The sequence below is a fragment of the Bacillus crepusculi genome (genome assembly GCF_014764715.1).
Taxonomy (GTDB): Bacteria; Bacillota; Bacilli; order Bacillales; family Bacillaceae; genus Bacillus.
Genome location: NZ_JACXXE010000007.1, coordinates 80,970 through 94,638, shown reverse-complemented (window position 1 = coordinate 94,638; position 13,669 = coordinate 80,970). Strand labels below are relative to the sequence as shown.

At 40.7% G+C, this 13,669-nt stretch carries 10 protein-coding genes and 1 pseudogene; 3 read left to right on the top strand and 8 right to left on the bottom strand.

Translation table 11 applies throughout. The annotated features are described in order from the left end of the window. Positions 1–25: 25 nt before the first annotated feature. Positions 26–463 carry an Rrf2 family transcriptional regulator gene (locus IEE86_RS13355; protein WP_034623077.1) on the bottom strand — a complete coding sequence of 146 codons (438 nt, stop codon included), beginning with the start codon at positions 461–463 and terminating at the stop codon, positions 26–28. Positions 464–635: 172 nt separating this feature from the next. Here IEE86_RS13355 and IEE86_RS13350 point away from each other — a divergent pair, with 172 nt between their 5' ends. Continuing rightward, a complete protein-coding gene (locus IEE86_RS13350) occupies positions 636–1,007 on the top strand; it encodes a hypothetical protein (RefSeq protein ID WP_191097654.1) in 372 nt (123 codons plus the stop codon). A gap of 90 nt (positions 1,008–1,097) precedes the next feature. Here IEE86_RS13350 and IEE86_RS13345 read toward each other — a convergent pair whose 3' ends face one another. Together IEE86_RS13345 and IEE86_RS13340 are read right to left on the bottom strand one after the other, a co-directional pair. Continuing rightward, positions 1,098–2,423, bottom strand: a complete 1,326-nt coding sequence (locus tag IEE86_RS13345; RefSeq protein ID WP_144485793.1) for a 6-phospho-alpha-glucosidase — start codon at positions 2,421–2,423, stop codon at positions 1,098–1,100. Positions 2,424–2,440: 17 nt separating this feature from the next. Beyond that, positions 2,441–4,030: an alpha-glucoside-specific PTS transporter subunit IIBC gene (locus IEE86_RS13340; protein WP_191097653.1), complete on the bottom strand. Its 1,590-nt coding sequence runs from the start codon at positions 4,028–4,030 to the stop codon at positions 2,441–2,443. A gap of 148 nt (positions 4,031–4,178) precedes the next feature. On the opposite strand from IEE86_RS13340, the gene IEE86_RS13335 reads away from it, so the two are divergent. Beyond that, the gene (locus IEE86_RS13335; protein ID WP_191097652.1) at positions 4,179–4,943 is read left to right on the top strand and encodes a MurR/RpiR family transcriptional regulator; all 765 of its coding nucleotides are present in this window, start codon (positions 4,179–4,181) and stop codon (positions 4,941–4,943) included. A gap of 131 nt (positions 4,944–5,074) precedes the next feature. Here the strand turns inward: IEE86_RS13335 and IEE86_RS13330 are convergent. The 4 genes and pseudogenes from IEE86_RS13330 to IEE86_RS13315 all read right to left on the bottom strand — a co-directional run. Next, positions 5,075–5,524 (bottom strand): annotated as a pseudogene (locus IEE86_RS13330) (SMI1/KNR4 family protein); the annotation flags it as partial. A 107-nt stretch (positions 5,525–5,631) separates the two neighbouring features. Then, complete coding sequence (locus IEE86_RS13325) at positions 5,632–6,606, bottom strand: tRNA dihydrouridine synthase (RefSeq protein WP_191097651.1); 975 nt, start codon at positions 6,604–6,606, stop codon at positions 5,632–5,634. A 251-nt stretch (positions 6,607–6,857) separates the two neighbouring features. Further along, entirely contained in the window at positions 6,858–8,237 is a 1,380-nt protein-coding gene (gene rlmD / locus IEE86_RS13320) for a 23S rRNA (uracil(1939)-C(5))-methyltransferase RlmD (protein ID WP_191097650.1), read from the bottom strand. 61 nt (positions 8,238–8,298) lie between these two features. Further along, the gene (locus IEE86_RS13315; RefSeq protein ID WP_191097649.1) at positions 8,299–9,207 is read right to left on the bottom strand and encodes a diacylglycerol kinase; all 909 of its coding nucleotides are present in this window, start codon (positions 9,205–9,207) and stop codon (positions 8,299–8,301) included. Positions 9,208–9,388: 181 nt separating this feature from the next. On the opposite strand from IEE86_RS13315, the gene IEE86_RS13310 reads away from it, so the two are divergent. Next, positions 9,389–10,342, top strand: a complete 954-nt coding sequence (locus IEE86_RS13310; RefSeq protein ID WP_191097648.1) for a nucleoside hydrolase — start codon at positions 9,389–9,391, stop codon at positions 10,340–10,342. 30 nt (positions 10,343–10,372) lie between these two features. Here the strand turns inward: IEE86_RS13310 and IEE86_RS13305 are convergent, their stop codons facing one another. Beyond that, positions 10,373–13,582: an efflux RND transporter permease subunit gene (locus IEE86_RS13305; RefSeq protein WP_191097647.1), complete on the bottom strand. Its 3,210-nt coding sequence runs from the start codon at positions 13,580–13,582 to the stop codon at positions 10,373–10,375. Between the last annotated feature and the right edge of the window lie 87 nt (positions 13,583–13,669).

The following is a 13,669-nucleotide window of genomic DNA, read 5'->3' as shown; positions in this document are numbered from 1 at the left end:
AATATCTATAATTAGTTCAAAAAAATCACATATTGAAAAATGGATTTTTTTCTGTCTGCTCAATTTGGTTCGCAATATCAATTAACCGTTTTTGACTTAACGTCTCCTGCATTTTCGTTTCCACATCCTGCATGACTTGTTCAATCAAACAGCCATCATGAGGCATGAAGGAGTCATGCTCTAAAGAGCAGCGAAATAAATTCGTTTGTCCTTCTACAGCTTGAATGACATCTAAAAACGAAATGTCTTCCTTTCGTTTGATAAGGGTATAACCTCCCTTTGCACCAGGTGTTGACTCAATCAATCCCGCCTTCACAAGCTTTGTTAAAATTTTGGATAAATAGGTTGGTGAAAGGTCTTGCATCTTAGCAAGAGGCTCAACGCCAATCGCTTTACCCTTTGGCGCAAGAGTTAAAAATACCATCGTATGCAGCGCATAGTTGGTCGCTTTAGAATATTTCATGGGGAAATTCCTTTCTATCTATTATAGACCTTTTATATCTGTAATTGATCATAGATGATTCAAGAGAAAAAAGCAAGTGTTGTGGATCTGCTCCACTTTTCACATTTCCTTCCGATAATAGAAGTAAGCACAGAATAAAGTTTTGATTGAGAACGAGAAGGAGTGAAGAAAAATGTCAGATCAACAGCACAATGCAGCACACGAAGAAGAAGAGGAATTTAACGTATACGACATGCTTCCGCCCGCAGGTACAATCATCGGAGAAGCAACAGAAGAAGAAATGGAAGCCGCAGCAGCACTTGAAGTGAGACATGTCGCGTTCATGCGCCTTCAAGATATGTTCATTCAATTTGATGGCTCGTCTTACAAAGACTTATTAAAAGACTTCCAAGAATTCGAATTGGATTCCACAAAATTCTGGAGAGCCATTGCTAGACGTCTTCAAATTCCATACGAATGGCCAATCCGAATCGACCACGCAAACGGCCCTATTTACATTGGTGAAACAGAGGATAGCCGTGAGGTTAAGGAGAGTGCAGAGTAAGGGGGCCTTTTCCTCTCCATCACAATACATCGGTTAAAAAAACAAATAAGCAATATGAGCGCTGTGACGCCCATATTGCTTATTCTCGTGTTAAGTTAACTCTGGCCAAAATGCTTGATTTGCCACAATTAAGTCGTCTAAAATATCTTTTGCTACTTTAGCACTCGGCACCGTTTTCGATAATGTGATGGCCTGCCATAATTTTTGATAGGACCCTTCTTCAAATGCTTCTACTACTAGTTTTTCTACGCCAACTTGCTGCTCCATGAGACTTTTTTGGAATCTTGGAATCTCTCCAACTACTAATTTTTCTGGACCATTGCTGCCAACGATACAAGGAATTTCGACCATGGCTGTTGGATCAAAGTTCCTAATGGCGCCATTGTTCTCTACAATCATCAGCATCCGTTCCTTTTTATTAAAAGCAATAGCTCTTGCTAAATCAACGATATAGGAAGCGTGCTCATCAATGGTCAGCTTTGTATCCTTTGCAGTTCCTTTATCAATGATAGCCTGACATTCACTAAAAACAAAAGCTTCCCGCCCCTCCATCACTTCATTGGCACGCGTGAACGCTATGTTTGAATGTGCCACTTCTTCATCTGGAAATAGATAGTATTTCAAATACGTATTCGGTACCGTTTTTGGATCAAGTGCTTGAATATCTTTAGCCTTTTTTAATGTGCTGTTCCAGCTCTTCTGCTGTTCTAATTCAGATGTTCCATCTGTTGCATAACCATGCTCGCTTACATGCTTAATCACCTCAGGCATTAAGCTATTTCCAGCTTTATCTCGAATATCTGTCCACCAGCCAAAATGATTCAAACCATAGTAATCTACTTCTAGTTCTTTCCGTGAAGATAAGCCTAAATTTTTTGCAATTAATTCTTCGATGCCAATTGGCATATCACATATGTTTAAAATCCTAGAATTCGGTCTTAGCTTACGTGTTGCCTCTGCTACTATCGCTGCAGGGTTAGAATAGTTTAACATCCAAGCTTCAGGTGAGTATTTTTCCATATAATCGACAAGTTCTAATACACCTGGAATGGACCGCATTCCGTAAGCGATCCCGCCTGGACCGCATGTTTCCTGTCCGACGACTCCATGCTTCAATGGAATTTTCTCATCTAATTCACGCATTGCATATTTGCCGACACGGATATGTGCCATCACAAAATCGACTTGAGTAAAGGCTTCTTCTGGGTCCGTGCTTGCCAGTAATCGCACTTCTGGTGCTCGTTCTTTTAACATAATCTCACATGCATCTGCAATCGTCTTTTGTCTAGCTTCATCATTATCATAGAGTTTAATTGTATGAATTGGGAACTCCTCTAAATAGTCTAACAGCATCAAAATGATCCCTGGTGTAAATGTACTTCCTCCTCCAGCGATCGTAATATTAAATTTTTTCATGATATCCAGCTCCTTTTTCAATCTAATGAAAGTTTTGTCTCAAAGGACTCTCTCACTTGCGGTACACTTAAGCCAACAATGATCTGAATGCTTTGACCACTCTTCGCCATGCCGTGTGCCAGTTTATTTTTTGTAAAGTATTCTCTATCTTTCACCAAGCTAGGGTCAATCACTGTAATTCGCAGACGCGTGGCACAGTTTGTCACATCTTTAATGTTTTCTTTACCGCCGAGGCCTTCTAAGAAATAAACGGCTTTCTCTTCATACTCAGACGCATAAACGGGCGCTTCCTTTTGGTCATGAGCTTTTTTATGAGCATTCTCATAATCTTGTTTTGTATATAGCCTCGTCTTCTCCTCATGTTTTCGTCCTGGTAATGGAATATCAAATTTCACAATCATCCATCTAAATATGACAAAATACAATGCTGTAAAGAGAAGTCCAATCACCGCTTGGATTAGATAAATCCCTCCATGATTTGAAGAGAGCGGAATCCAGTTCAATGCAGCTATTTCAATAAGCCCGGAACCCATCATGCCCACAACACCAAACATATTCATGATTGTCACCATGGTCGCTCCAAGAAGTGCATGTATCACAAATAAATAAGGCGCGAGAAATAGAAATGTAAATTCAAGTGGTTCTGTAATTCCGGCAAATATGGCTGTTAATGTGGCGGGTAATACTAATGCCAAAACCTTTTTTCTATTTTCTTTCGGTGTTGAAAAATACATGGCTAAAGCTATCCCTAAACAGCCGAACATCTTAATATTCCCATGCAATAAAAATCCGTATGGATAAAGATCCTTCAAATCGGAAGTGGAGGACGCAAATTCATTTAAGTGAGCAATCCAATATGGTTTTAACCCCCCATTTACAGCCGCTGGACCAAACTCAAAAGGTGTATAAATAAAATGGTGAAGTCCTGTTGGAATTAACACCCTTTCCAAGAAATGAAACAGCCAGACACCAATATAACCAGACTGTGCCATGAACCCTTGGAGAGATTGAATCCCCTGCTGAATATAGGGCCATACAAAAGCCACGATAAAAGCAATAGGAATCATCACAAAGAATCCGATGATGACAACAAATACAAGCCCCTGGAAAATCCCAAGCATCTCAGGCAGCTTTTGATCATAAAAACGATTATGGATCCAAATGACAATTCCAGATATCATCACCGCACCAATGATACTTGTATCCAGTGTAGGTATACCCGCAATTTCTTTTACACCCGCTACGTTCTCGACACCTTGCGATAAATCAACACCAAAAGTAGACGGCCAAAGTGTCAAAATAGCATGAATATAATTGTTAAATACGAGATAAATCATTAAAGCTGCGAGTGTCGCACGTGCTTGCGCTTTTTTCGCAAGTGAGATGGGCAATCCAATCACAAAAGCTAGTTCCATATGATTGAAAATCGTCCATCCCCCGCTTTCAATCAGTGACCAAACCTTGTACCACATCGTACCTTCTGCAGCCATTTCCCCCATAATCGCTGGATTCTTACATAAAGTCGCGAGGCCGACAACAATACCAAAAAACGCGAATAAAAGTACAGGAACTACCATAGCACTGCCAAACCTCTTGATTGCATTCATAAGCATACCCCCTTTGCTGGATCCATAACATCACTGTAAAGGGAGCGCTTACAAAAACCAATAGGTTTGACGTATTTAGAAATCAAGTTGTAACATTAGATTATATTTTCACAGGAAGAAAATATTTTCATGTTGGAGGGCACATCGCATGATACTGGACAAGCTGGTTAATAAACACTTCGAAGATTTAAATAAGAATGACCTGCATATTATTAAAACGATCCATGATCATCTTGAAGAAATGAAGACAATGAAAATTCAGGACCTTGCCCGTTATGCTCATACTTCCATCTCATCCATCCACCGGCTTGCCAAGAAAATAGGGTTCGACGGCTACAGCGACTTAAAGTCTTATGTGAAATTAAATGCTTTCACTGAAGAGACCACACAGGATTTAATGCAGCTGCTTGATCAAGATATCCGCCAGACAAGAAAATATATGGAGCAGCTCGACTTTCATCAATTAAATCAACTGATAGATCGTGCACCGTATATTTATATTTATGGGACAGGAACAGCACAGCTCGATTTGGCCAATGATGTACAGCGGCAGCTATGGTCACTGCATAAAAAATCTCAAGTATTACGAAGCAAGCGGGACTTAACAGATGGAATCATTGAATTTGGTGAGGATGACCTTTTATTTATCATTTCCTTATCGGGTGAATCGAAGAATTTAGATGAAATCATTCAATTGGTGAAAACGAGACATATCAAATTTATCAGCATGACCACATTAAGAAATAACCTTCTTGCACAAAATGCCATGTTTAACATCTATGTAAGCAGCACCCCGTTTCTCTTATATAACAAAGTAGACAACTCCAGCTTTCTGCCTTTTTATATTGTGGCAGATATTATCGTCAGGAAATTTAGTGAGTGGAAAGTGAACCAATTGAATAATAGGACTTAAACATAACAGGTACAGTTTTGGAGAGAGATTCAATGTTGCTTCACAAAAAAAGAGAGACTCTTTTGTCTCTCTCAAAAAACACTGTATAACAACGGTTATCTACTTGCGGCTGCCTTTTCTTTTTCATGTTATTCAGCAGTATAATGCCCAGCAAGCAGTTCATCAAACGAATCCGCTAATTTGAAATCCGTCTCATCTTCTAGATCAAAGTAATGAATCGGCGGATGTTCCTTTGTTTCTCTATAATCCAAAGCGATCCAAGTATGACCATCCCCACAAATAAGCACAAGACCCTCAGGCAATTCCCATTCTTCTATTAAATAATCACTATCCATAATGCCTTCATCTTTGGAAATTCCTCTTAAATGATCAAATGACACATGATCCTCTGCCCATCCATTCGGCTGATCCGTTGGAAAAGCGTTATGCAGTGTATACCCGCCATTTTGTTCCAGAATAAGTTTCTTATATGTATCAGGCAAGATGACGCCAAGCTTCTTTTCCGCTTTTGCAATGCCTTTCTCATTGATTTTCTTAAATGTCTCTTCACTTTCTCTGTCTTTATCCCAAAATGGTTTCAAATAAAGTACCTCCAATTGTTATTTCTATCTCATTTTACCATTTAAGATAACTAGTTTAATAGTCCTATTTAATAAAAAAAGAGAAGGGTTCCCCCTCCTCTTGTTGGTCATGATTGTTCTTTATTTCTTGCTTCAAATTCATCCAGCATTACACGCACTTCATCTGTTGATGATGTGTTCATTAATTGATTTCTTAGAAAGCTCGCTCCTCTAAAACCTTTCACATAAATCTTAAAGAAGCGGTGCAATGCCTTGAATGGACGCAAGCCTAGTGAGGAATATTGATCATGAAGATCAAGATGCAATCTTAAAAGACCGAGCAATTCATCACTCGTATGCTCCTTTGGTTCTTTTTCAAAGGCAAATGGGTTATGGAAAATTCCGCGCCCAATCATCACTCCGTCTATTCCATGTTGCTCAGCGAGCTTTAAGCCCGTTTGACGATCAGGAATATCACCATTGATCGTTAAAAGAGTATCAGGGGCTACTTCATCACGAAGTTTTTTAATCTCCGGAATAAGCTCCCAATGCGCATCCACTTGGCTCATTTCCTTTCTTGTACGAAGATGAATCGATAAATTCGCAATATCTTGCTCCAATATGTGTCTAAGCCATCCGCGCCATTCATCGACCTCTGTAAACCCTAGTCTTGTTTTCACACTGACAGGTAATCCCCCAGCCTTTGCCGCTTGAATCAGCTCTGCCGCAACGTCTGGACGAAGAATCAAGCCACTGCCCTTCCCGTTTTGCGTGACATTTGGAACAGGACAGCCCATATTAATATCAAGTCCCTGAAATCCTAACTCCGCCATTCCAATGCTCATTTGTCTAAAGTTTTCAGGTTTGTCCCCCCAAATATGAGCAACAATCGGCTGCTCATCCTCTGTAAACGTTAGGCGGCCCTTCACACTTTTAATGCCATCAGGGTGGCAATAGCTCTCACTATTCGTAAACTCTGTAAAAAACACATCCGGTCTCGCCGCCTCACTCACAACATGACGAAACACAACATCTGTCACTTCTTCCATTGGTGCTAATATAAAAAATGGCCGTGGTAAATCACGCCAGAAATTTTTACTCATCTTTCATCCAATTCCTCTCATGACATAGCGCCTTACAGGGCATGTCCTTCTATAAAGTCTTTCAGCAATTTTTATCATTATATACTTTAATATGAACCGGGCAAAATTGCAAAAAAGGACATTTGATGATGGAATGCGGCATAAAAATATTGAATTCACCTCAAATTATCGTTTTTTGGTATAAGTAGAGCAAACGAAAATAAAAATATCCCGATATCGACGTTTTTCACGAAATCGGGATGCCAATTAGATTAATGATTGATTACAAGACTTGCCACGCACTCCACATGACTCGTATGCGGAAACATATCCACAGGCTGCACTTCCTCCGTCACATACCCGCCATCTTCTAGAATTCGCAAATCACGAGCTAGCGTCCCAGGATTACAGGAAACATAAACAACTCGGTTTGGTTTCATCTTTAAAATGGTGTCTAGCAGTGCTTCGTCGCAGCCTTTTCTAGGCGGATCGACAACTAGCGTGTCTGCTTTGATGCCTTCTTTGTACCAGTTCGGGATAACGGCTTCTGCTTCGCCAACTGCGAATTCAACGTTGTTAATCCCGTTTAAGGCAGCATTGCGCTTTGCATCTTCAATTGCTTCTGGCACAATTTCTACGCCATATACTCTGCCTGCTTTTTGTGCGAGAAATAAGGAAATCGTACCAATTCCGCAATACGCATCAATGACGGTTTCTTCGCCTTGCAGCTCTGCATATTCAAGGGCTTTGTCGTAAAGAACCTTTGTTTGAGTTGGATTCACTTGATAAAACGAGCGGGCTGAAATGGCAAATTTGATGTCGCCAATCGTGTCATAAATGTATTCTTCTCCCCATAAAACGGTCGTTTCGTCTCCGAAAATGACATTTGTCTTCTTTGAATTCACGTTTTGCACAATTGACCGAACGTGTGGGAAGCGTGCTATAATCTGCTCAATCACCTGCTGTTTTTGCGGAAAGTCAGCCGTTCTAGTGACAAACACAACCATCATTTCACCTGTTGCAATACCGTAGCGAACCATAACATGACGCAGCCAGCCTTTGTGCCGCTCTTCGTTATATGCTTTTATGCCAAACGCATTGCAGATGTCTTTTACTGCCTGTACCACTTCGTCATTTTCTGATTGCTGGATCAAACATTTTTCCATATCAATGATTTCATGGGTACGCTGCTGATAAAATCCTGCAACAAGTCCGCCTTCCCGTTCACCAACTGGTACTTGTGCTTTGTTTCGGTAATTCCAAGGGTCTTCCATGCCGAGTACAGGATGAACTTTTACACGGCTCATATCAAGCTTGCCGATCCGCTCCAATACGTCCTTTACTTGTTTCTGTTTAAAAAGCAGCTGGCCTTCATAGCTCATATGCTGAATTTGACAGCCTCCGCACTGCTTATAGATAGGACATGGCGCATCTTGCCTGTGCTGACTTTCCTTTGTCAGCTCCATGAGTCGTCCAAAAGCAAATCCTTTTTTGACACGTGTGACTTTGATTTTCCCTTGTTCGTCAGGAAGTGCATTCGGTACAAAGACAGGGAAGCCCTCTATTTTCGCTACTCCTGCACCTTCGTGCGTTAAATCTTCGAAGGTTACATTGTAGTATTCATTTTTTTGAACAGGCGGTTTCATTTTCACCAATTTTATCACCTCATTTGCAAAGAAAAACTTGGTCGCCATAAGGAACCAAGTTCAATCTCTACCCTATTTTTTCAGCTGTCGCTTTTGGCACAATAAATTCAATATGGCGATACAGGTTTTCAAATTCACCTGGCAGCATGCCGCCGTATTCGCCATCTAAATTGAGTTGCATTTTATCTTTTACATCTACCTTTACGCGATTCGCTTTTGCGTAGATGACATTGTTATCATGAATATGCTCGCCTCGAAGTGCAAGACTGACCACTCGAATGGCTTCTGCTAGATTGACCTTTTTTAAAATAATCAGGTCAAACATCCCATCATCTAAAATGGAATCTGGTGCTAGCTTTTCAAAGCCGCCTACTGAGTTTGTGAGTGAAACAAGAAACAGCATGATTTCTCCATGAAACAATTTGCCGTCATATTCAATTTCGACTTCTGTCGGGCGGATAGAAGGAAGCATCTCCATGCCTTTTAAATAATAAGCAAGCTGTCCAAGCATTGTCTTCAGCTTACTAGGCACCTCATAGGTGAGCTCTGTTAACCGGCCGCCGCCAGCAATATTAATAAAATAATGGCCATTGACTTTACCGATATCAAGCGGCTTCGCTACACCATCAATAATGGCATCTGTTGCTTTTAAAATATCTTCTCTTGGAATGCCAAGTGCTCTTGCGAAGTCATTTGTCGTTCCAACTGGAATGATTCCTAGTTTTGGTCTTTTTTCAAGCGGTGCTAATCCATTGACGACTTCATTAATCGTGCCGTCTCCACCAGCTGCTACAATTAAATCAAAATCTCTCTGTGCGGCTTGTTCTGCTGCTTGCGTGGCATCTCCTGCACATGTCGTCGCATGACAAGATGTTTCATAGCCTGCTTGTTCAAATTTTTGCAAAACCTGCGCTAAATTCTTCTTGAAGAGTTCACGTCCAGATGTCGGATTGTATATAATTCGAGCACGTTTCATTCATCATCATCCTATATTCATTATGCAATCTATTTTCACCACTAACAACCTTTAATTATACTATGAGTTTTGAAAATGGCAACAGAACAGCCACCTAATATTTGAAATCTCATGGCTCTTATCCCTCAGCAGGAAAGCATTCTGATAAGATAAAAGAAAACGATGAAAAGGATGGTATGCGATGAAAAAGCCTGTGTATTTCAATCATGATGGCGGTGTTGATGACCTCGTCTCCTTATTTTTGCTCCTTCAAATGGAACACCTGAAAGTCATTGGGATGTCTGTGATTCCTGCTGATTGTTATTTAGAGCCTGCGCTAAGTGCTTCTCAAAAAATCATTGATCGATTTAGCCCGTATGAAATTGAAGTCGCTGCTTCCAATTCTAGAGGCGTCAATCCCTTTCCGAAAGAGTGGCGCATGCATGCTTTTTATGTAGATGCACTGCCCATTTTAAACGAAAAAGGCACTGTTGATACAAAAGTATCCAAGCTTCCAGCACATCTTCATCTGATTGAAACAGTTAAAAAGGCAACAGAACCTGTCATCCTTCTATTTACAGGACCACTCACTGACCTTGCACGCGCCTTAGAAGAGGATCCTTCAATCTCTAATAAAATTGAGAAATTGGTGTGGATGGGCGGTACGTTCCTTGAAAAAGGAAATGTCGAAGAACCCGAGCATGATGGGACAGCCGAATGGAATGCCTTTTGGGACCCTTACGCTGTCAGCACTGTCTTTCAGGAACGCTTTCCTATTGAAATGGTCGCACTTGAAAGCACAAATCAAGTCCCGCTTACACTTGATGTCCGTCAGCGCTGGGCTTCCCTTCGGTCTCATATCGGAATTGATTTTATTGGGCAATGTTATGCCTTTTGTCCGCCTCTCATTCATCACGAAACGAACTCGACTTACTACTTATGGGATGTGCTGACAACGATTACTCTCGCTTCATCATCATTTACTCGCTCAAAGGAATTGAGCGCGATCGTTTATACCGAAACACCAAAGCAAGGACGTACCGAAGAGCATCCAGATGGAAAATCCATTCAAGTGATTGATCATGTTGATCGTGATGCATTTTTCCAAGCGTTTGAAGAGCTGATGAGAAAAGCCGTTTGCCAGATTTCATCATAAAAAAGCCCCGCTCATTAGCGGGGCTTCCTCTTACTCTTCATCTGCATACTTTTTCTTACGTCTAAACTTGCTTAAAATTTCATACACGATTGGTACGATGACCAATGTGAGAAGTGTAGAGCTTGTTAAACCGCCAATCACGGTGACACCAAGTCCTTTTGATACGATCTGACTTCCACCTTCAAAACCTAATGCGAGTGGCAGCAGTGCACCGATCGTCGCAAGTGCCGTCATTAAGATTGGACGTAATCTTATTGTACCTGCTTCAAGTAAAGCTTCTCTTGTAGAAAGACCTTCTTTTTCTTTATGAATCACTCGGTCAATCAAGACAATGGCATTTGTTACAACGATTCCGATCAGCATCAGCAATCCAATCATGGCATTTAAGCTGATGGTTTCTTTCGCTACAAACAATCCAACGAGTGCACCAATAATCGTAAATGGAAGTGAGAACAGAATTGCAAATGGTGCAAGACCTCCGCCAAATGTAATGACGAGAACAAGGTATACAATAGCAATCGCTGCAAGCATTGCGAGTCCAAGCTGTGTAAAGGATTCCTCAATATCCGCACTTACACCGCCTGTATCAATCGTAACGCCAGATTTCAAATCAAGCTTATCGACTTTCTTCTGAACATCTTGTGTCACACTTGATACATCGTCTGTCGTCATGTCACCAGACACTTCTGCGTAGATTTTCCCATCACGTTTTGTCACCGTATTTGCTGTCGTACCATCTTTTACTTTTACGACATCACCAATTCGGACTTCTTGCCCTGTCGGTGTTGTGATCTTTTTATTTTCTAAATCCTTTTTGCTCTTATATTCATCTTTTTCTGTTTGAAGCTTCACATCAAGTTCTTTGCCATCCTCTGTGACTTTCGTCAGTGTTGTTTCACTATTTTGAGGTGCAATCGCTTGAGCGATTTGTGAAGCAGTTAAGCCTAGCTTCGCTAGTTTTTCTTGATCTGCATTAAATGTATATTCGTCATACTTCTCAGATAAGCTTGTGCTGACGTTTTTCAGATTTTTCTCATCTTTTAAGATGTTCTCGACATCTTTTACTGTACCTTCAATATCACTTGCTTTGTCACCGTACACATAGTACGTCACTGTATTGCTTGCACCAGCAGATGAGAAGTCTTGTGATTTCCATTCCCCTTTAGACGTTTTGTCTTGCAGGGCTTTGACGACTCGATCCTTTTCTTTATCAAAGTTTGGTGTGTCATCGTCGTATTGTACGAAGAATAATGCACCGTTAGAGTTTCCACCAACACTTGCTGTAAGGGCATTGGAAGAGCCTAGTGAATATTGAACCGTATTGACATGATCACGTTTCATTAAGTATTCTTCAGCCTTTTTCGTTTCAGCAATGGCTTGTTCTCTCGTTTGTCCAGGTTCTGGTGTATATGTCACCATAGCCGTTTTTTCTGCTTCCTGTGGTAAGAAGCTAACGCCGACAAGTGGTGCTAAGAATAAGCTTCCGACAAGCATGAGAATCGCAATTCCTGATGTGATCCATTTATGGTTGAGTGTCCAATTCAGTACACGTCTATAACCACCAGCAAGCTTGCTTGGTTTGTGTTCTTTTACCTTTTTCGCTTTGCCGTACAGGTTCTTTTTAAATAGGCTGTGAGCCATCATTGGAACGATTGTAATGGCAACAAGTAGTGAAGCCATTAGAGCAAACACAATGGTTAATGCAAATGGGATGAATAGTTCACCAATCATTCCACCCACTAGAGCTAATGGCAAGAATACCGCAATAGTGACAATCGTCGAAGACATAATCGGAATAAACATTTCTTTTGTGGCTTCTCTGACGAGTGCTTTGCCCTTTAACGGTTCATCTTTTAACGCCATTCGTCGATAGATATTTTCTATGACAACAATCGAGTCATCGACAACACGTCCAATGGCGACTGTCATGGCACCAAGTGTCATGATATTTAATGTGATATCCAGCTGATTTAATAATAAAACAGCAATCAACAGGGATAACGGAATGGAAATCACCGAAATTAATGTTGATTTGATATCTCGAAGGAACAACATAATGATAATGATCGCAAAGATTGCTCCGATGATCGCCTTGTTCAACATTGTGCTGACAGACTCTTTAATCGGTCCTGCTTGATCATATGTGGTGCTGACTTTAATTCCTTTGTTGTCTTTTTTGAATTTCTCAAGCTCTTTTGTGACTTCTTCTGCCACACTCACTGTGTTGGCATCAGAGCCTTTGACAATTTGCAGACCGATACTGTCTTTTCCATTCGTTCTAGAAATCGATTCTGCATCTTTCACGACTTTAATATCTGCAATCTCAGAAAGTTTGATCGTTGGCAGCTCTACAGATTGACCGCTTGCTGCACCTGCACGAGTTTGCTGCTGAGCTGCTGCTGCCTGTTGCTGACTTGCTGCACTTCCAGCCTCCTGGTCGGCACCTTGGGCACCTGCATTTCCTGAGCCGCTTGAAGATGCTCCTGTGCTTGCACTTGGCGTAACAGGAATTCGCATGTTTTTCAAATCTTTAACGCTTAAAATATTGCCATCCACTACGACTGATTTTTGCTTGTTGCCAAATGTGTATAACCCTAAAGGTACATTGACATCAGAGCCTTTGATCATGTTTTGGACAGTTTCTTCATCTAAACCATATTCCTTTAATTTCTTTTGTTTAAAAGAAAATTCTACTTCTTTGATTTGTTGTCCAGAAGCTTCGACAGAAGAGACACCATCTAAGCCTTGAAGAGAAGGAATAAGATCATTTTCCACTTTTTGTGTCAGGTCTTGTAATGATTCTTTATCACCGGAGACACTAAGAGCTAAGATTGGAATCGCGTTGATGCTAAAGCGTGCGATTTTTGGTTTTTCTGCATTTTCCGGAAAATTGATATTGCTAATGGCATCTTCAATTTCCTTCTTTGCTTCATCCATATCTTTATTGTAATCGTACTCGATTTGAATCGATGAGGCATTCTCAAAAGAATTAGAAGTGACCACATTCACCCCATTGAGGTTTTGAATAGACTTCTCAATTGGATCAGTCACCTTATCTGATACTTCGTCCGGCGTTGCGCCAGGATACGTTGTAGAAACCGTAATGACTGGAGTGTTGATATTCGGGATTGACTCTTGTTTCATATTCAATCCGGCATATAGACCAGCAACTGTTACGATAATCGTCATGAGCCATACAGCGAACTTGTTCTTTAATACAAAATTGATGATCGAATTCATTATGTCCTCCATTTTCCTTTATGTATTGACTGACTGGTCATTCTATATCATAATAAACGGTGATACACAATGCCGTCAACCATTTCA

What these genes read in the sequence shown, in the direction of transcription:
- IEE86_RS13355 (WP_034623077.1), bottom strand. Translation starts at nt 463, where the DNA reads ATGAAATATTCTAAAGCGACCAACTATGCGCTGCATACGATGGTATTT.
- IEE86_RS13350 (WP_191097654.1), top strand. Translation starts at nt 636, where the DNA reads ATGTCAGATCAACAGCACAATGCAGCACACGAAGAAGAAGAGGAATTT.
- IEE86_RS13345 (WP_144485793.1), bottom strand. Translation starts at nt 2,423, where the DNA reads ATGAAAAAATTTAATATTACGATCGCTGGAGGAGGAAGTACATTTACA.
- IEE86_RS13340 (WP_191097653.1), bottom strand. Translation starts at nt 4,030, where the DNA reads ATGAATGCAATCAAGAGGTTTGGCAGTGCTATGGTAGTTCCTGTACTT.
- IEE86_RS13335 (WP_191097652.1), top strand. Translation starts at nt 4,179, where the DNA reads ATGATACTGGACAAGCTGGTTAATAAACACTTCGAAGATTTAAATAAG.
- IEE86_RS13325 (WP_191097651.1), bottom strand. Translation starts at nt 6,606, where the DNA reads ATGAGTAAAAATTTCTGGCGTGATTTACCACGGCCATTTTTTATATTA.
- IEE86_RS13315 (WP_191097649.1), bottom strand. Translation starts at nt 9,207, where the DNA reads ATGAAACGTGCTCGAATTATATACAATCCGACATCTGGACGTGAACTC.
- IEE86_RS13310 (WP_191097648.1), top strand. Translation starts at nt 9,389, where the DNA reads ATGAAAAAGCCTGTGTATTTCAATCATGATGGCGGTGTTGATGACCTC.
- IEE86_RS13305 (WP_191097647.1), bottom strand. Translation starts at nt 13,582, where the DNA reads ATGAATTCGATCATCAATTTTGTATTAAAGAACAAGTTCGCTGTATGG.